The organism is Loktanella salsilacus (assembly GCF_900114485.1).
GTDB lineage: Bacteria > Pseudomonadota > Alphaproteobacteria > Rhodobacterales > Rhodobacteraceae > Loktanella > Loktanella salsilacus.
On the sequence record NZ_FOTF01000004.1, the window covers coordinates 125,324 to 143,278 of the forward strand.

The 17,955-nt window shown below is 61.7% G+C and carries 15 protein-coding genes; 5 read left to right on the plus strand and 10 right to left on the minus strand.

Annotation, left to right across the window (positions count from 1 at the left end; translation table 11 throughout):
* Window positions 1-44: 44 nt before the first annotated feature.
* The 3 genes from glcF to BM131_RS04715 are packed head-to-tail and all read right to left on the minus strand — an operon-like array spanning window position 45 to window position 4,024.
* Window positions 45-1,448, minus strand: coding sequence for a glycolate oxidase subunit GlcF (gene glcF / locus BM131_RS04705; RefSeq protein ID WP_090186332.1), 1,404 nt, complete (start codon window positions 1,446-1,448; stop codon window positions 45-47).
* A complete protein-coding gene (locus BM131_RS04710) occupies window positions 1,448-2,530 on the minus strand; it encodes an FAD-binding protein (RefSeq protein WP_090186334.1) in 1,083 nt (360 codons plus the stop codon). Before BM131_RS04710 ends, glcF begins: the two co-directional genes overlap by 1 nt.
* A 60-nt stretch (window positions 2,531-2,590) precedes the next feature.
* The gene (locus BM131_RS04715; protein ID WP_090186337.1) at window positions 2,591-4,024 is read right to left on the minus strand and encodes an FAD-linked oxidase C-terminal domain-containing protein; all 1,434 of its coding nucleotides are present in this window, start codon (window positions 4,022-4,024) and stop codon (window positions 2,591-2,593) included.
* Between the two features lie 82 nt (window positions 4,025-4,106).
* On the opposite strand from BM131_RS04715, the gene BM131_RS04720 reads away from it, so the two are divergent.
* Window positions 4,107-4,805, plus strand: coding sequence for a DUF599 domain-containing protein (locus BM131_RS04720; protein ID WP_090186340.1), 699 nt, complete (start codon window positions 4,107-4,109; stop codon window positions 4,803-4,805).
* Window positions 4,802-5,149, plus strand: coding sequence for a hypothetical protein (locus BM131_RS04725; RefSeq protein ID WP_090186342.1), 348 nt, complete (start codon window positions 4,802-4,804; stop codon window positions 5,147-5,149). The genes BM131_RS04720 and BM131_RS04725 overlap by 4 nt, the downstream gene beginning before the upstream one ends.
* Here BM131_RS04725 and BM131_RS04730 read toward each other — a convergent pair.
* The 4 genes from BM131_RS04730 to BM131_RS04745 form a co-directional block, all read right to left on the minus strand.
* Complete coding sequence (locus BM131_RS04730) at window positions 5,146-7,227, minus strand: hypothetical protein (RefSeq protein ID WP_090186345.1); 2,082 nt, start codon at window positions 7,225-7,227, stop codon at window positions 5,146-5,148. The genes BM131_RS04725 and BM131_RS04730 overlap by 4 nt on opposite strands.
* 79 nt (window positions 7,228-7,306) lie before the next feature.
* Window positions 7,307-10,075, minus strand: a complete 2,769-nt coding sequence (locus BM131_RS04735; RefSeq protein ID WP_090186347.1) for a DUF4159 domain-containing protein — start codon at window positions 10,073-10,075, stop codon at window positions 7,307-7,309.
* Window positions 10,076-10,205: 130 nt separating this feature from the next.
* Window positions 10,206-11,078, minus strand: coding sequence for a DUF58 domain-containing protein (locus tag BM131_RS04740; RefSeq protein WP_090186350.1), 873 nt, complete (start codon window positions 11,076-11,078; stop codon window positions 10,206-10,208).
* Window positions 11,075-12,079: an AAA family ATPase gene (locus BM131_RS04745; protein WP_090186353.1), complete on the minus strand. Its 1,005-nt coding sequence runs from the start codon at window positions 12,077-12,079 to the stop codon at window positions 11,075-11,077. The genes BM131_RS04740 and BM131_RS04745 overlap by 4 nt, the downstream gene beginning before the upstream one ends.
* Window positions 12,080-12,137: 58 nt before the next feature.
* Between BM131_RS04745 and BM131_RS04750 the strand changes: the two genes are divergently transcribed.
* Window positions 12,138-12,731, plus strand: a complete 594-nt coding sequence (locus BM131_RS04750; RefSeq protein WP_090186356.1) for a DUF1285 domain-containing protein — start codon at window positions 12,138-12,140, stop codon at window positions 12,729-12,731.
* Here BM131_RS04750 and BM131_RS04755 read toward each other — a convergent pair.
* Complete coding sequence (locus BM131_RS04755) at window positions 12,728-13,822, minus strand: sensor histidine kinase (protein ID WP_175499177.1); 1,095 nt, start codon at window positions 13,820-13,822, stop codon at window positions 12,728-12,730. The genes BM131_RS04750 and BM131_RS04755 overlap by 4 nt on opposite strands.
* 158 nt (window positions 13,823-13,980) lie before the next feature.
* Window positions 13,981-15,459 (minus strand): NAD-dependent succinate-semialdehyde dehydrogenase, encoded by a 1,479-nt coding sequence (locus BM131_RS04760; RefSeq protein ID WP_090186360.1) that lies wholly within the window; start codon window positions 15,457-15,459, stop codon window positions 13,981-13,983.
* 69 nt (window positions 15,460-15,528) lie between these two features.
* Here BM131_RS04760 and BM131_RS04765 point away from each other — a divergent pair, with 69 nt between their 5' ends.
* Window positions 15,529-16,305: an alpha/beta hydrolase gene (locus tag BM131_RS04765; RefSeq protein ID WP_090186361.1), complete on the plus strand. Its 777-nt coding sequence runs from the start codon at window positions 15,529-15,531 to the stop codon at window positions 16,303-16,305.
* 6 nt (window positions 16,306-16,311) lie between these two features.
* On the opposite strand, the gene BM131_RS04770 is transcribed toward BM131_RS04765, so the two are convergent.
* Entirely contained in the window at window positions 16,312-16,782 is a 471-nt protein-coding gene (locus tag BM131_RS04770) for a hypothetical protein (RefSeq protein WP_090186364.1), read from the minus strand.
* A gap of 263 nt (window positions 16,783-17,045) precedes the next feature.
* On the opposite strand from BM131_RS04770, the gene BM131_RS04775 reads away from it, so the two are divergent.
* On the plus strand, window positions 17,046-17,876 hold the full coding sequence (locus tag BM131_RS04775; RefSeq protein WP_245754133.1) for a L,D-transpeptidase: 831 nt from the start codon (window positions 17,046-17,048) through the stop codon (window positions 17,874-17,876).
* The last annotated feature ends 79 nt before the right edge of the window (window positions 17,877-17,955 follow it).

Below are 17,955 nucleotides of genomic sequence, written 5' to 3' on the forward strand. Positions count from 1 at the left end.
TAAAACGGTCCATACGGCCTTGGTCGCACGGGTTTCAGGCTGGATTAAGGCGCCCCGCGCAAATTGGGAACAGGGTTGTCAGTAATCTGCCGTGTCAGGGCCGGCGGCTGTGGCCCTCCGGTTGCCCAGTCCAGCAGTTCGACCGTGTGGACAATCGGCACACCTGCGCCCGTGCCGATCTGCATCATGCAGCCGATATTTCCCGCAGCAACGATCTGCGGCGATAGTGCCTTAAGCGTGGCCACTTTACGCGCCTTTAACTGGCCAGAGATTTCGGGCTGCATCAGGTTGTAGGTACCAGCAGAGCCGCAGCACAGGTGACTGTCAGCAGGCTCTAACACGGTGAAACCTGCGCGTTTTAGCAGCTCTTTGGGCGCGGATTTGATCTGCTGGCCATGTTGCAGGGAACAGGCGGCATGGTAGGCGACGCGCATGCCGCTGCCCTCGACGCTGGGCTCTGATGGCAGGCGCTTCGCATCCGTTCCGGCAATGCCGCCCTTGGCCACATTCAGGTCGATATGGGGCGAGCTGGCTGGCAACAGGTCCAATATGACCTCGCTCACGTCCTTGGCGATTGCCGATACGCGCGCGGCGTCGTCGGCCAGATCGGTATTGCGGAACATATGGCCGTAATCCTTGACCGTCGTGCCGCAACCAGAGGTGTTGATGACAATCGCATCAAGCCCGCCCGCATCCATCTGCGCGGTCCAGGCGCGGATGTTCTTTGCGGCAGTGGCATGGGCCTCGGCCTCTTTGCCCATGTGGTGGGTCAGGGCCCCGCAGCAGCCTTGGCCTTCTGGCACCACAACCTCTGCCCCCAGACGGTTCAGCAGGCGGATCGTGGCATCGTTGATGTCTGTATTCAGCGCGCGCTGGGCGCAACCGGTCATCAGCGCGACGCGCATCGTGGGCGCGGCCACGGCAAAGGTTTGCGGGTCATCATTGCGGCTGACAGGCGGGATCACCTTCGGTGCCATTTGGATCATCGCCCGCAGTCGCGGATCAGGGATCAGCCCCGCAAAGGGCCGCGCGATCTTGGCCCCAAGCAGCGCAAGCCGGAACCGCCCGGGATAGGGCAGCACGCGGGCTAGCACCCAACGCAGCATCCGGTCGCCCATAGGGCGCTTGTAATGCTCGTTGATATAGGCGCGGGCGTGATCAACAAGATGCATGTAGTGCACGCCCGAGGGACAGGTTGTCATACAGGCAAGGCAGGACAAGCAGCGGTCGATGTGCTTGACTGTTTTCGCATCGGGCACCCGCTCGTTTTCCAGCATATCCTTGATCAGGTAAATGCGCCCGCGCGGGCTATCCAGCTCGTCCCCCAGCACCTGATAGGTGGGGCAGGTCGCGGTGCAGAAACCACAATGCACGCAGGCGCGCAGGATCTGATTTGCCCGCGCCGTGCCGGGGTCTTGCAGTTGCTGCTTCGTAAATGTCGTTTGCATCAGCCCATCACTCCGGCATTCAGAATTCCGCGCGGGTCAAAGCGCTGACGCAGGCCGCGGCTAAGCGCAGCAACGGCGGCAGGTTCGGGATGAAAGCGCGCGATTGCTGCACTGGCGTCGCCCCGCACCCGGGTCGCATGCCCGCTGGTGATGCTGGTGCGCAGATCGCGCCCCGCCGCGCACAAAACCCATAACAACCCGCCGCCCCAGTCCGCCATAACTTGGACGTCACCGTCGGCGCGAATGGCACTGACCATCGCAGGCATCGCCGACGGACGGATCGACACGCGCCAGACATCACCGGGCAGCCCGGCAAAGGCACGGGCGTCGCGCACTGCAGACCAATCTACATCGCCAATTGTCACAGCACCAAACTGCATCAACTCTTCCGCCAGCCGATCCGCGCGGTAAGCCACCGAATCGCTAAACCCTTCTAAGCGCACGATCGCCGCGCCATCCGCCCACGCCGCCCCGGTCACATCGTAGGGCGAGCCAAGCGCGGCCGACATCGCCGCGACCGCTTGCGCTGCGTCTAGATCCGGGATTGAGAGTGTCGCAACAGCTTGCGGCAGTGGCAGCACTTTCAGGCTGACCTCTGTCATGACGCCAAGGGTGCCATGCGCGCCCGCCAGCAACTTGACCAAGTCGTAGCCGGTCACGTTCTTCATCACGCGGCCACCGTTCTTGACGATATTTCCCGCACCATCGACGAACCGCACACCAAGCAGATGATCGCGGCAGGCACCGACCTGAATCCGGCGCGGACCGCTGGCGTTAGTCGCCACGATACCGCCAATGGTCGGTGCGCCACTGGTGCTGAGTAGCGCGCGCATATCTGTCGGCTCAAAAGCCAGACGCTGCCCCTCTGCTGCCAGAGAGGACTCAATCTCTGATAGCGGCGTACCCGCGCGTGCCACCAGCGTCAGCGCACCGGGCTCATACAGAGTGATCCCGTTCAACCCTGCGGTCGACAATGCTTGTCCGTCCGCAAATACACCTCGCGTGCCACCGCCCTGCACCGAAATCGGGCCAGAAGCATCGCGGATCATCCCCGAAAGTTCGTCTTCACTCGTCGGCATCATTCGCGGCCCTGCCTTCTTCTGGTCAAAAATATCTCGGGGGTTTGGGGGCTGGCCCCCAAGCTACGCCGCGCGGTGACTTTCGCTCGCATCCAGCGGAAATACCTTGGCTGGGTTCAGCAGCCAGCCCGGATCGAACACATCCTTGACCGCCATCTGCGCATCCAGATCGGCGGCATTGAACTGCACGTGCATCAAGTCACGCTTTTCAATGCCAACGCCATGCTCGCCCGTCAGGCATCCGCCAACCTCGACACACAGCTTTAAGATCGCCGCGCCAAATTCTTCGCAGCGTTCCAGATCGCCGGGCAGGTTCGCGTTATACAGGATCAGCGGGTGCATGTTGCCGTCACCGGCATGGAACACATTGGCCACATCCAGCCCGTATTCAGCCGACATCTGGCGAATACGGTCCAGCACATGGGGTAGTTCCGTCACCGGGATCGTACCATCAAGACACATGTAGTCGTTGATCTGTCCCATCGCGCCAAAGGCCGATTTGCGGCCCAGCCAAATGCGGGCCGCTTGGTCCGCGTCCCGGGCCTCGCGCACTTCCACGGGGTTATGGCGTGCGGCGATCTCTCCGATCAGGGCCAGTTGGTGATCAATCTCGGCGTCAGAGCCTTCAACCTCGATGATCAGCAGCGCCTCGCAGTCAGGATAACCTGCTTTTGCAAAGGCTTCGCAGGCGACGATGCAGGGGCGGTCCATGAATTCGATGGCGACGGGCAGTACGCCTGCCTTAATGATGTCGGATACGCAGGCCCCGGCCACAGCATTGCTGTCAAAGCCGATCAACATAGGCCGCGCGCCTTCGGGCTTGTGCAGGATGCGCAGTGTCGCCTCTGTCACGACGCCAAGCTGCCCTTCTGACCCGCAGATGACACCCAGCAGGTCCAGCCCCGGCGCATCCAGATGCCCGCCGCCAATCTCGACCACGGTGCCGTCCATCATCACCATCGTGACGCCCAGCAAGTTATTCGTTGTCACGCCGTATTTCAGGCAATGCGCCCCGCCAGAGTTCATGGCGATATTGCCCGCAATCGCGCAGGCCAGTTGGGACGACGGGTCGGGTGCGTAAAAGAAACCCTCTGCCTCGACCGCGCCAGTGACGGACAGGTTCGTGCGTCCGGTCTGCACGCGAATGATCCGGTCGGCATAATCAGTCTCGAGCACGGCATTCAGCCGCGCCACGCCAAGGATCACGCTATCCGCGGTTGGCATCGCGCCGCCCGCCAGTGAGGTTCCCGATCCGCGCGGCACGACGGGCACGCCCATGTCGTGACAAATGCGCAAGATGTCAGACACTTCTTGTGTGGACGCAGGCAGGACCGCCAGCAGGGGCGGGCAGCGATAGGCGGACAGGCCATCGCATTCATAGGCGCGGGTTTCCGCGATGTCGGTGATAACCGCATCAGCGGGCATGACGCTGCGCAAGCGCGCGGCAAGCTGGTCTTTTAGCGCGATCACGCTGGCATTGGGCTGTGGCATCTGCATCGCAAGTCCCCCGTTAATTGGTAAGATATTATAACCAATTTGCGGCGCTGGCAAGAAGTCCTTCCCATGCTAAGGATTGACGATGATATTTACCTCTCATCTTGCGGCGCTGGGCGTCATTGATTTGGTCGCATTAGGCCTGATTGTTGGTCTGTGGATCCTGCTGGGTTGGCTGATCGAACACCCTAGCGCGCGCCGGCCATCGGTGACCGTGCTTGTCGCGCAACGCCGCCGCGACTGGATGAAGGTCTTTGTGACCCGCGATCCGCGCATTTTTGACAGCCAAATTCTGGCCAGCCTGCGGCAAGGCACGTCGTTCTTTGCCTCCACTAGCTTGCTTGCGATTGGCGGGGTCCTTGCGCTGATCGGCAATACCGATCCGCTGCGCGGTGTCGCGGCAGAGGTGATGTTGGCCGAAACGCCTACGCTGGTCTGGCAGGTTAAACTTGGTCTGGTGACGCTATTTTTGGTCACCGCGTTTTTGAAATTCGTCTGGTCCAACCGTGTCTTCGGCTACTGTTCTGTCTTGATGGCTGCCGTGCCGCAGGACCCAAACGACCCGACTGCCTACCCCCTTGCCGCCCAAGCCGGAGAGTTGAACGTGCGCGCCGCGATGAACTTTAACCGCGGGTTGCGGGCGATGTATTTCGCGCTGGGCGCGCTGGCTTGGTTGATCGGCGCGTGGGCCATGATCCTCGCGGCCGTCATCGTCGGCTGGACGATTTGGAGCCGGGAATTCGCATCAATCCCGCGCCGTATCTTGCTGGGTGAAACGCTATGATGCGTCCTTTTGCAGTACTATGCTTGCTGGCACCGCCCGCGCTTGCCGATACCCCTCAGATCATGGGCATGGCTGCAACTTCTACTGGCGCAGCTTGGCAAATCGACGTGACGCTAGCGCATCCCGACACGGGGTGGGACCACTACGCCGATGGTTGGCGGATCGAGGATAGCGCGGGCACTGTCCTCGCCACCCGCACACTGACGCATCCCCATGTGAACGAGCAACCATTCACCCGGGGACTGACCGTTGCAGAACCGTTGCCAACGCGCATCTTTGTGCGCGTCAGTTGTAACGTTGATGGTTGGGCCGAAAGCGCAGCCCCTTTTGATCTTCAGCCTTAAGCTTTGCGCCCACGCCCTTCGCGCAGCCAAGCCCCGACGGTCAGCAGCGAAGCAATCAGCAAGAAGGCCCAAGCAGGCAAGACTGGCGTGATTCTAATCGCAGCCGTGCGGTAAGCCCCGCGCGGCGTGATACCAAGCCAGCCGCGCCCCGCAGCAGGGCGGCCTTCGCGCACGCTGCGCAGATCGATATCCCCGCCTGAAATCGTGGCGATCCCGCCCCGCGTCCCATCGACTGCCGGTTCCAACAGATCGCCCGTGGCGATGGTCTGCTCGAACTCTTTGGGCGCTGCAGGTCCTAGCGCGATGACGCTATCGAGCGTTCCATCGGTCAGACGATAAAGGCCAACATCGGGCGCAGTCCAAATCGCCTCGAACCGGCCCGGGCTGACTTCTTCTAGCTCAAGCACAGTTTCAGTCCCATCAGGCGAAGTGATGGTCACATCTGGCGCGGTCTCTTCCAGCGTGCGGCGGATGATCCGCATGGTCTGCCCGGTGGGTTCGACCCAAAGCGCCTCTTCCTCCAGCTCGGGCTCTTTCATCATCCAATGCGCAAGACGGCGTAGCAATTCTGCCTGCGGCCCGCCCCCTTCATAGCCACGATCCCACAGCCAACTTTGGTCACTGGCAAGCAGCGCAACACGTCCTTCGCCAACGCGGTTCAGGGTTAGCAGGGGGCGATCATCTAGCCCGGTCATCAAGACCTCTGCCCCGTCCGCCACAACCGTATCGACCAGCCGGAACCAGCGCCCCCAACCGGGACCAATGCCATCAGCAGACGGCGGCGACATCGCCTCTAACCCTTCGGTCACAGGATGGCGTTCGCCCAGATCGCTGACCTGCGGCACAAAACCTTCCTCGAACACCCGTGCCGTCGGCGCGCCGGGCAGGATCGATTCCAGCGGAGAGCGATAGATGCTTTCCGCCCCGCCATATTCAGGGCCAGATGATACAAGCACCGCGCCGCCATTACGCACATAATTCGCGATGTTTTCCAGATACAGGGCAGGCAGAATGCCCCGCCGACGGTAGCGATCAAAGATAATCAGATCGAAATCTTCGATCTTTTCCATGAACAGCTCGCGCGTCGGGAATGCGATCAACGACAGCTCCTCTACCGGCACGCCGTCTTGCTTTTCAGGCGGGCGCAGAATGGTGAAATGCACCAGATCAACCGCCGCATCCGCTTTTAGTAAATTGCGCCATGTCCGCTCGCCTGCATGCGGTTCGCCACTGACAAGCAGCACGCGCAACCGGTCACGCACGCCATTAATCTGCACGACAGCCGCGTTGTTGCGCGGCGTCAACTCTCCGTCGACAGCGGGGGTGTCGAATTGCAGAACGTTCATCCCGCCATGGGGCAGATCGACAGGCAGTTCGATGTCCTGGTCCACAGGCACCTGAAATCCCATCGCCTCGCCGCCGTCGATGCTGATGGTGAGGGGCACAAAGGCATCGCCCTGCGGCGCAGCACCCTGATCCTCGATCCGCAAAGTCAGCGTCACAGGCTCGCCCAGAATGGCAAAGGCGGGGGCGTTCGACACCACAAGCCGCCGGTCCCAATCATCGGGCTGCCCCGTCAGCAGTGCATGCAGCGGTGCGGGCAGGGCAGGGGTGCGCTCCAGATCGTGAAGCCGCCCGTCCGTGAGCAGGATCACCCCAGCGATGCGCCCTTGCGGCTCTTCGGCCAGCGCATCGGACAGACCCGTCATCAACTGCGTGCCGCTGTCCCCATCGCCGTCGCCGACAGTCACAACGCGCAGCTCTGTATTCTCAAGCCCCGCAACCTCGGCGCGGACATTTGCAATCGCGACCTCGGTCTGGGCCGGGCGGTCACTGATCCGCTGGCTGGCCGAGGCATCGACCACAAGCACGACGATATCGGACAGGGCTTCGCGATCCTCTGACTGCACCGCAGGGTTCAGCAGCGCCGCCAGCAAGGCCAGCCCCGCCAGCCCGCGCAGCCACCAGCCCGGCAACCGTCGCCAGATAGCCAACCCAACTCCAAGCGCAACCAGCGCGCCCACGCTGTAAATCACCACCAGCGGCAGCAGCGGATCAAGCACAACAGTCCCGGTCACAATGCAAGTCCCCTGCTTCTTCTGGTCTTAAATATCTCCGCCGGAGGCATCCCGCCCGGGCAGATTGCGCAACGACAAATCATTGTCCCAACCTTTCCAGCAGGTTCGGCACATGGACCTGATCCGATTTATAATTGCCCGTCAGCACGTGCATGATCAGGTTCACGCCAAAGCGATATGCATATTCCCGCTGGATCTCTCCAGCCTGTCCGCGCCCCACGGGAAACATCTTGCTGCCCCGCGCGTCGATCGCCCAAGCGCGCGCCCAGTCATTGCCGCCGATCACCACCGGCGTGACGCCGTCATTCAGATTGCGGAACGGCATGCCGTCCGCCAGCTCTGCGTCTGGGGGGGATGCTTCGACCCAGACGTCACGGCTGTCCGTGCGGCCGGGGAAGTCCTGCAACAAGTAGAATGTCCGCGTCAGCACGTGGTCTTCGGGGATCGGCTCTAGCGGGGGAATGTCCAGCGACCGGGCGATGACCTGCAACTGCCGCCCTTCGGGGCTTGAAGACCCGAACCGCGCGGTATCGGCATCACGGGTGTCGAACAGAATCATGCCGCCGGACCGCAGGTAGCGGTTCAACTTGGCATAGGCGTCGCGACTGGGCAGGGGGGCGCTGGGCACGACGGGCCAGTACAAGAAGGGAAAGAACGCCAGCTCATCGCGTTCCAGATTAACGGCCATCGGGGCGGCAGGCTCGATCGATGTGCGCCGGAATAGCGTGTCCGACAAACCGCGCAGGCCTGCCTGCGAAATCTCGTCCGTCTGTGCGTCGCCAGTCGTCACATAGCCCAAAACAACGCTGCTGGTGGCCTGAATAGCAAAGTCATCGGCATCCTGCGCCGCGGCCGTACGCGGCGTAAATCCGACCAGCAGCGCCAGCAGCGCCATCGCTGCAACATCTGCACGCGGCCCGCGCAGGCGGCCACCAACGGCGAGAGAGGCAATCACATCCAGCATCAACATCAGCAGCGCAGCGGCCAGCAGCCAGCCTTGCAGCGGCGTTTCCGCCCGAACTTCCAGTCCTTCTACGGTAATCCGAGCAGGCCATTGGGCGGTCGACAGTGTGGTCTCTGGCCCGGCAATATTCACGGCAATACGGGCGTCGTCATTGGCATAAAGGCCCGGCGGCAGGTCTGGCCCGGCAGTGCCGTCTGCAATCAACTCGCCGGCAACGCCCGCCTGCGCACGCGCGTCGTCCAGCCGCCCAAACGCGTCCAATTGGGCCTGCGGGAGCCAGATGGTGCCTTCCAAATCGCCCGGCTCTGGCGTGGCGGCGCGGGTCGAAATGGCGAGCCGTTCCAGCATCTGCACGAACAGACCGGACAGCGGCAAGGTGGACCATTCGGCGTTTGCAGTCACATGCATCAATACGATTTGACCTTCGCCGACTGTTTTGCGCGTCACCAGCGGCGTGCCATCGGCCAGTTGCGCAATAGACCGATCCGCGAGGGACGGATCGGGCTGGGCCACGACCTGAGAGGTGACGGTGACGTCATCTGGAATTTGCAGACCGAAGAAAGGAGAGCTTTCGGGAAAGGGGGCCAGCGATTTCGGCTCTCCCCAGCTGAGCGCGCCGCCGACGCTGCGTCCGCCAGCACGCAGGCGCACGGGCAGCAGGGGGTCTTCGCTGGTGCGGCCAACGTCGGATGCCGCAAGGCGCGGGCCCGCGAAGCGCAGCAAAAGTCCGCCATCTTCGACCCATTGCAGTAGGGAGTCTTCCTCTGTCCCAGCCAGATTGGCGACATCGGCTAGGACAACGACATCTGGGTTGGCCTGCAGCACATCGGCCAGTGTTCCGTCGATCAGATCGGCGGTCGGGGACAAGGCTTCGCGCAGGTAATATAGCGGCGACAGCAGATCGAGGCCTTCTGCCTCTCCGCCGCCTGCGATCAGCGCGACTTCGCGTCGGCGCAAAGCATCGTCGGTCAGGGTCACGGCCCCGGCAGACCGAGCCGCGGCGACGGCAAAGCGGCTGACGCGGTTGCGCAATTCTGGCGGCAGGGACAGGGTGACCTCTGCTGCGCTATTGCCTGCGTCAAATGTCATGTCGACGGCGGCAAGCACGCGTTCAGTGCCTGCCGGATCAAGGCCGATCGCTTGCACGGGCACGGTCAGTTCTGGTCCGCTGGGGGTGCGCACGGCGGATAGGGCAATCGCGCCGTCTTCGAACCGGGCGGGGCGCAGGGCTACAGTGCTGCGCGGGGTTTGGAATACGGTCACAGTGCCACGCGCCTCTAGCGCGGCCAGCAAAGGCGCGCGGCTGTCGCGGGCAAGGCCGTCCGACAGCCAGAAGGTTTCGAAATTGCCGGTCAGGGTATCGGCAAAGTCTGCGACGGCGGCGGTGTCAGGTTCCCACGCGGCGGGGGTGATGTTCGGCAGTTGCTGCGACACGGCAGCGGCGGGCTGAAAGTTCGGACCATCCACGGGCGGGGCGGTCAGCGTGACGATCGCAGCGGTACGCCCTGCCCGTGCTGCTTCGTCCAGCAGTCCGGACATTCGGTCGGTCCGCGCATCCCAATCGCGGGCGTCGGCCCATGTGCCATCGGCGATGATCAGCAGCGGTCCGGTGCCGGGGCGGGCAGCTTGCGGGTTCAGGATCGGCCCGGCAAAGCCGACAATCACGGCGGCGACGGCCGCAAGGCGAAGCAGCAACAGCCACCAAGGCGTGCGGTCAGACTGGCTTTCGGCGTCGGCAAGGCCAAGCAGCAGCGCCACACCGGGAAAGCGGCGGCGGATCGGTGCGGGCGGTACAGCGCGTAGCAGGATCCACAAAACCGGCAGCGCGATCAGGCCGAGCAAAAGCCAGCCAGACGTGAATGCGAGGGGGCCGAGGGTGAACATCAGGCGGGCCTTTTGCTAGGTGCGACGTCTTGGGGCTCTGCCGTCGCCATTATCTCTTGGACCAATGGCGCGACAACCGCGACCCCCGGGATATTTTTGACGAGAAGGATGGCAGACCAATTGCAGCGTCTCATGCGGGCTGGGCGAGGGATTGATAAAGCCAGAGCAGCGCCTGCGTGGCGGGGGCACCGGTATGATGGGTGCTAAATTGCCAACCGGTGGTGCGGGCAAGCTGGGTCAGGTGATCTTTGCGCGCCGCTAAGCGATCCAAGTAGCGATTGCGCAAGTCGCCAGCTTTCAGGGTTTCGTGGCGCAGGGTGCCCGTCATGGATTCGAAAATGGTGCGCCCGTCGAAGGGAAACGCCTCTTCTTGGGGGTCGAGGATTTGCACGAGCGCGCCGCGCACGCCGTTGTCGGCGGCGCGCGTCAGGGCGTCTTGGACCCCGGTCATATCGCCCATGAAGTCCGAGATAAAGACCGCCCGAGAGTGCGGGGCCATGCCGCGTGCATCGGGCAAGGCGTAGTCGGCGGCGTCATCGCGCGCCAACAGGTTGGCCATCTGGGTGATCTGGGCCGTGCCGCGGCGCGCAGGTAGGTCATTGCCGGTCAACCCGACGCGTTCACCGCCCCGGATCAGCAAGATCGCGCAGGCCAGCGCCAGTGTGCGGGCGACGGTTGCCTTTTCCGGCAGCTTATCGGTCGACGCAAAGCGCATAGAGGCACCGCGATCCACCCAGAGTGTGACGGACTGCGCGATCTGCCATTCCTTGTCCTGCACAAAGCTGACGTCCGAACGGGCCGAGCGGCGCCAGTCGATGCTACGGGCGTGGTCGGTGCTTTGCGCGGGGCGGTATTGCCAGAAGGTATCACCAGTGCCCGCCCTGCGTCGCCCGTGATCCCCAAGGATCACAGTGCTGGCCAACTGTTCTGCCGCTGCCAGCAGGGGCGGCAGCGTGCTGGCTTGCTGTTCGGCAGCGGCGCGAAGGGCGAGGGCACCTGTCATGCGGCGCGGGTGGTCCGGGTGACGTCAGCGGCAATGGTGTCGATGATCGCGTCCAGATCTTCGCCTCGCGCGCGGGCGGCAAAGGACAAGGCCATGCGGTGCTTCAGCACCGGTCCCGCCATTTTGCGAACATCGTCCGCGGTGGGGGCAAGACGCCCTTCCAGCAAGGCTTGCGCACGCACGCACATCATCAGGGCTTGCGCCGCGCGCGGGCCGGGGCCCCAGCTGACGGCGCCCCGGATCGCGGCGGGGGCATCGGCATCCGGCCGGCAGGACCGCACCAGATCAAGGATCATTTCCACAATCGCATCGCCGACGGGCATCCGGCGCAGCAGGGTTTGCGCGGCCAGCAACCCATCGGCGGTGAACACAGCTGTCGCCTGCTCTTCGGTCGCGCCAGTAGTGGCGATCAGGATGTCTCGCTCTGTTGCGCGGTCGGGGTAGGGCACGTCGATCTGCACAAGGAAGCGGTCAAGCTGCGCCTCTGGCAGGGGGTAGGTGCCTTCTTGTTCCAGCGGGTTCTGCGTCGCAAGCACATGGAACGGGCGGCCAAGTGGGCGGTGCTGGCCTGCAATCGTAACTTCGCGTTCTTGCATGGCTTGTAGCAAAGCTGACTGGGTGCGCGGCGAGGCGCGGTTGATTTCATCGGCCATCAGTAGCTGGCAAAAGATCGGACCCTCGACAAAGCGGAACTGGCGGGTGCCGTCGGGCAGGCTGTCCAGCACCTCTGACCCCAGAATATCGGCGGGCATCAGGTCCGGTGTGAACTGGATGCGGTTGCCGTCCAGACCCATGACGGTGGACAGGGTATCGACCAGCCGGGTCTTGCCGAGGCCGGGCAAACCGATCAGAACGGCATGACCACCGCAGATCAACGCGGTCAGCGTCAGATCGACAACACGGTCCTGCCCCAGAAAGCGACTAGCAATAGAAGCGCGTGCTTGGGCCAGCTTTTGGCCCAATGTTTCGATTTGAGTGACCAGATCTTCGGTGTCGGACATGACAATGCCTCCTGCAATTCTATGTCTGTCATATCAGCACTTATCCCGGTTGGCCCCAATGGCAAAAGCAACAGACGCACAAAAGAACGTGACACCCAGCGCCGAAGGGCTGGCTGCCGCCGCCCGCAGCGCCCAAAGCGGCAAAGGTTTGCCGCCGGTGCACCTGTGGAACCCGCCGCATTGCGGGGATATCGACATGCGCATCGCGCGGGATGGGACGTGGTTTTATCAGGGCACACCCATCGGGCGGCCTGCACTGGTACGTCTATTTTCCACAATTCTGCGGCGCGATGGCGATGACTATGTTCTGGTCACGCCGGTCGAGAAGGTTGGGATCACAGTCGAAGATGCACCCTTTGTCGCGGTCGATTTCCAGCAGCGCGGCGATGACCTGATATTTGAAACCAACGTGGGCGATACGGTCACGGCTAATGCGGATCACCCCATACGGGTTGTGCGCGATGCCGCGACCGGAGAGCCGTCGCCCTATGTCATGGTGCGCAGCAACCTAGAGGCGCTGATTGATCGCAAAAGCTTCTACCGCTTGGTGGATCTGGGGCAGACGCAGACTGTCGACGGCGCCGATTGGTTCGGCCTGCGGTCTGGCGGAGAGTTTTTCCCGATCATCCCGGCGGACGAGTTGCCCGCTTAGACTGGCTTAAAGCTCATTTCCACGACGTAGCCGTCCGGCGTGCTGCGGCGGTCGACTGTGGCGGCGATCTGCTGGGCAGAGGCGTCCATGATCCGCAGGCCAAGCGATGTCATCGGGTCGCGGGTGGCGTTGTCTTCAACGACACCGACGCCATTGTCACGGCAAATCATCTGCACTTTGCCATCGGGCGCATAGGCGAGCGTCACGTGCACTACACCAGGCTGATCCGCGGGAAAGGCGTGTTTGATCGCATTGGCGATACATTCGGACGCCACGACGGCCAGCGCTGTCGCCTCGGTCGAGGCAAGTTCGAACGCCGCGATATCAGAGGTGATGCACACGTTGTCAGGGCAGGTGGCGGCCAGATGGCCCAGTACGCCGTCCATAAAGGGCTTCATATTGACCTTGGCGATGCTGCTGGACTGATGCAGTTCGCGGTGCAGGGCGACGATGGCAGCGACACGCCGTTCGACGGCGGCAAAGGCGGTCAGGGCAGCGGGGTCTTGGATCTTGCTCGCGTAAAGGCGCAGCAAAGACTGGACGGTTTGCAACGAGTTCTTAACGCGGTGGTCCATCTCTCCGCGTAGGATTTCTTGGTTGCGCAGGGTGCGGCGCAGTTCCAGCTGGTTCATCACCTGTTTGGCCAAAGTCCGCAGCGTTTGGCGCTGTAAATCGGTCAGGTGGCGCGGCTTGTCATCCAGCACACACAGGGTACCAATCGCCAGCCCATTGGGCGCGCGCAGCTGAACACCAGCATAAAAGCGCATGCCTTTTTCCGTAATGATCAGCTCGTTATCGGCTGTGCGGGGGTCGTCTGTGGTGTCGTGAATTTCAAGCAGTTCGTCCTGAAGCAGCGCGTGGTCGCAGATTGCTGCGTCCCGCGGTGTGTCCAAGTCGTCGAAGCCATGCTTGGCCTTGAACCACTGGCGCGACTCGTCGACCAGCGAAACGAGCGAGACCTTGGTGTCACAAATCCGGGACGCAAGCGCGACGACGTCATCAAAGTCGGCTTCTGCCGGGGTATCGATGATATCGTAGTCAGCAAGCGTTTGCAGACGTTCAGCTTCTTGAGGGTGCGAAGGCGCGCGCATAATGCGGTTTTCCAGTAAGGCAACGTCATGGACGGCCGTATTTCGCCCGCCACACAAAGTGATGCAAGACCGTAAAGCTGCTCTGCTATCGGATAACATGACAAGGCCGCCCGCAATGTCTTGCGGACGGCCTGAAATCTTAAACGAGAGCAGTCTTATCAGACACTTGTGCAGATATACTTCATCTCGAGGTAGTCGTCAGTGCCGTGGTGGCTGCCTTCGCGGCCAAGGCCGGACTGCTTGACGCCGCCAAAGGGGGCGACTTCGGTGCTGATCACACCGGTGTTCACGCCGACAATGCCGTATTCCAGCGCCTCTTGCACCTTATACACGCGGCTGATGTCCTTGGCGTAGAAGTAGGACGCCAGACCAAAGATCGTATCGTTGGCCATGGCGATCACTTCGTCTTCGTCCTCGAACATGAATAGCGGCGCGAAGGGGCCAAAGGTTTCTTCGGTCGCGACCTTCATGTCCTGCGTCGCGCCAGTCACGATGGTTGGCTGAAAGAATTGACCGCCCAGCGCGTGCTCTTCTCCGCCAGAGATCAGCTTGCCGCCTTTGGCCAGCGCGTCGGCAAGATGCTCTTTTACCTTTTCCTTGGCGGATGGTTCAATCAGCGGGCCAAGGTCTGTACCAGCGGTCAGGCCGTCGCCAACCGTCAGCTTTTCGACGGCGATCTTCAGCTTTTGCGCGAATTCGTCATAGACGCCTTTTTGCACATAGATCCGGTTGGCGCAGACGCAGGTCTGGCCGTTGTTGCGGAACTTACAAGCAATCGCGCCTTCAACGGCGGCGTCGATATCGGCGTCGTCGAACACGATGAACGGCGCATTGCCGCCCAGCTCCATCGAACATTTCATGACCTGATCGGCAGCCTGCTTCAGCAAGATGCGGCCAACTTCGGTGGATCCGGTAAAGGTCAGTTTGCGCACAATGGGGTTTTCGCAGAACTCTTTGCCGACTTCGGACGACGACGACGAGGTTACGACAGAAAACACACCCTTTGGCACGCCAGCCTCTTCGGCCAGTTTACCCATCGCCAGCGCAGACAGCGGCGTCAGGGACGCGGGGCGCACGATGAAACCGCAGCCGACGGCCAGCGCAGGCGCGACCTTGCGGGCGATCATGGCGTTGGGAAAGTTCCACGGCGTGATTGCGGCGGCAACGCCGATGGGCTGCTTGATGACCATGATGCGCTTGTCTGGACCGTGGCCGGGAATGGTTTCACCGTAAACCCGCTTTGCCTCTTCGCCGAACCATTCGATGTAGCCCGCGCCATAAGCGACTTCGCCGCGGCTTTCGGTCAAAGGCTTGCCCTGTTCGGCGGTCATGATGATCGCCAAGTCTTCTTGGTGTTCCATCATCAGGTCGTACCACTTGCGCATCACGGCAGCGCGGGCCTTGCCAGTTTGCGCGGCCCAGCCTTTGCGCGCCTTATCGGCAACGGCGATGGCGGCGTTGATTTCGGCGCGGCTTAGGTCGGGCACGGTGGCAATGACATCGCCGCGGGCGGGGTTCGTGACTTCGATGGTTTTGCCGGATTTGGCATCGACCCATTCGCCCGCCAAAAAGGCCTGCTGGCAAAGCAGGTCCGGACGCTTGAGTTGGCTGGCAAGGTCTGTCTTCTGGTCAAGCATGGCGCTCTCCGTAATTCAGGGTAGGGTTGTCACAGGCATATAGGCTCTGTGGGCGAAAGGGAAACGGCGATGGATTTGGACGATGCTTATGCAAATGGGCCCCACATACCGGGTGGCGACGCCTTTCCGGCGCAATGGGCGGCCAAGGCGAAGGCGTTTCGTGCTGCCGTGCCGGGCGCGTTGAACCAACCCTACGGCGCGCGTGCCAGAGAGGTGTTCGATCTGTTTGAACCTGCCGGCGATGCGCTGGGCACTGTGGTGTTCGTACATGGCGGTTACTGGCGCAGCACGGACAAGGATCTGTGGACCCATCTGGCGGCAGGCCCGCTGGCACGAGGGTGGCGGGTGGCCAGTGTGGACTATGACCTGTGCCCCGATGTGACGATCCCGCAAATCACCCGGCAGATCGCGGCGGCGATTGGTGTCATCGCGGATCGCTGCGCGGGCCCATTGCGGCTGACGGGGCATTCGGCTGGCGGGCACCTAGTGGCGCGGATGCTGGACCCGCAGGTGGCGGGCGATTGGATGAAACGGGTGGCAGGCGTTGTCCCGATCTCTCCACTCTGTGATCTGGAACCGTTTTTGCGCACCAGTATGAACGCAGACTTTGGTCTTGATGCGGGCACAGCGCGTGCTGAAAGCCCGATCCATCAGCCGATCCCCGATGCTGCGGTGACGGTCTGGGTCGGCGGGGCAGAGCGGCCCGCGTTTCTGGATCAGGCGCGCTGGCTGGGTCAGGCGTGGAGTTGCCCGGTGGTGATTGACGACGGACGGCACCACTTTGACATTATCGCAGGCCTAGAGGACGCGGAATCAAAGCTGACGCAGGACGTTGTCGGCGGCTAAGCTGGATTACACGTCGACGATGACATGCCCCAGATAGGTCAGATGCTCTGTGTCATCGACGGTATAGGGCAGGTCGTGAAAGGCGTTTTCCGTGATCATGATCAGCGTGTCGTCACCGGCAAGCCGCAGCATGATATCGTCAGCCTCGTCACTCGGCATGAATTCTAGCAACCTGGCAAGGATGTCGCCGTGGACAACCTCGACCTCGTTTTCGTCGATAAAGGCACCATCGAGTTCCTGCGTCAGGCGGCTGGGCAAGTCGGTGCCGGGCGGCGGGGTGCAAAAGGCGTCAGCTTCGCTGCGCGATGGAAAGTTTGCGCCAAACAGATGTAATTGCAGATGCGCCTCGTCCAGATGCACGGGCGCATGCGGCTGTTCCAGCCGGGTACTTTCCGAGGGAATCAGCTTTTTAAGATCGCGCAATCCACGCCGCGCCACATAGCGCATCAAACGGTTCAGCAAGAAGTTCATGTTCATGTCAGGCGGCCTTCGTCTGGATTTCGCGCGGTGCCGGTGATCAACCCGGTGGGATCGTTACACACCCAAGTTGCGGCGGCACAAAGGTTACACCGTGTTCAAAATAGGCCCGTGGCCACTCATTTCGAGTGATATCGCGGGGATTAAAGTCGCGCCCGCTGCTGGTCGCGCCTAAACCTTTTGCGGTCAACTGGGTTTGACGGATTGAAACATAACGCGGCACGGCATTGCATTGCCATTTTACGCCAGAATGATAACTAGGATTGACATTTTTATTTGTGGTGCTGCCCCATATGACGTTTTCGAAAGCCTTAAATCGCCGATCTTTCGGCGCTTTGCTCCTTGCTTCTTCTGCTGCGGCTTGTGCGCCGCGCGTGCCGGATTCTGCCCCCGTCGTGCCGCAAGTGAACTGGTTGCCAGAGTACGGCCCCCTGCGCGATGCGGGATATGATTTGCCCGCAATTCCGCTGCAGTACACCGAAGGCGTCAATCGCCGCATGGAAGGTATTTATACGGGCGAGGCACCTGCAGGTTCGATCGACGTCGATCCTTATGCTAAGTTTCTGTATCACGTGAAATTCGACGGTACGGCGACGCGTTATCCTGTCGGTGTCGGCCGTCAGGGTCGTACATTGTCAGGTCTTGCGACCATCCAGCTGAAAAAGGCTTGGCCGGGCTGGACGCCGACAGCGAACATGCTGCGCACTGAGCCAGAGGTCTATGGTTCCTTCCGTGGCGGCATCCCCGGCGGTCTGCGCAGCCCGCTTGGCGCGCGTGCGCTGTATATCTATCGTAATGGCCGCGACACCTATTACCGTGTTCACGGCACCAACGATCTGGATAGCATCGGCAATTCAGGCTCTGCTGGCTGTATTCGCATGTTCAACCAAGACATTATTCACCTATTCAATAATGTGTCGTTGCCGATGACGATCAATATTCGGTCCGAAAGCGAATCGATGCGGGTGGATCCGGAATATTATAACCGCGGCCGCGAATTGCCCCCCAAGATTGTCGATCCAGAAGATCTGTTGGGTGCCGAAGCGATTGCAAACGACAAGAAGCCTGACCTAACGCAATTGGCGTTCAACTAAGCCGCGAACTGCCTGAAAAATGCCCCAAACGCATGTGATGCGTATTGGTAAAATTGGCGTGACTCCTTATCTAGGAGTC

Coding starts and splice junctions, on each gene's coding strand:
- BM131_RS04725 (WP_090186342.1), top strand. CDS start 4,802: ATGATGCGTCCTTTTGCAGTACTATGCTTGCTGGCACCGCCCGCGCTT.
- BM131_RS04710 (WP_090186334.1), bottom strand. CDS start 2,530: ATGATGCCGACGAGTGAAGACGAACTTTCGGGGATGATCCGCGATGCT.
- BM131_RS04760 (WP_090186360.1), bottom strand. CDS start 15,459: ATGCTTGACCAGAAGACAGACCTTGCCAGCCAACTCAAGCGTCCGGAC.
- BM131_RS04750 (WP_090186356.1), top strand. CDS start 12,138: ATGGCAAAAGCAACAGACGCACAAAAGAACGTGACACCCAGCGCCGAA.
- BM131_RS04740 (WP_090186350.1), bottom strand. CDS start 11,078: ATGACAGGTGCCCTCGCCCTTCGCGCCGCTGCCGAACAGCAAGCCAGC.
- BM131_RS04765 (WP_090186361.1), top strand. CDS start 15,529: ATGGATTTGGACGATGCTTATGCAAATGGGCCCCACATACCGGGTGGC.
- BM131_RS04720 (WP_090186340.1), top strand. CDS start 4,107: ATGATATTTACCTCTCATCTTGCGGCGCTGGGCGTCATTGATTTGGTC.
- BM131_RS04755 (WP_175499177.1), bottom strand. CDS start 13,822: ATGCGCGCGCCTTCGCACCCTCAAGAAGCTGAACGTCTGCAAACGCTT.
- BM131_RS04735 (WP_090186347.1), bottom strand. CDS start 10,075: ATGTTCACCCTCGGCCCCCTCGCATTCACGTCTGGCTGGCTTTTGCTC.
- BM131_RS04715 (WP_090186337.1), bottom strand. CDS start 4,024: ATGCAGATGCCACAGCCCAATGCCAGCGTGATCGCGCTAAAAGACCAG.
- glcF (WP_090186332.1), bottom strand. CDS start 1,448: ATGCAAACGACATTTACGAAGCAGCAACTGCAAGACCCCGGCACGGCG.
- BM131_RS04745 (WP_090186353.1), bottom strand. CDS start 12,079: ATGTCCGACACCGAAGATCTGGTCACTCAAATCGAAACATTGGGCCAA.
- BM131_RS04770 (WP_090186364.1), bottom strand. CDS start 16,782: ATGAACATGAACTTCTTGCTGAACCGTTTGATGCGCTATGTGGCGCGG.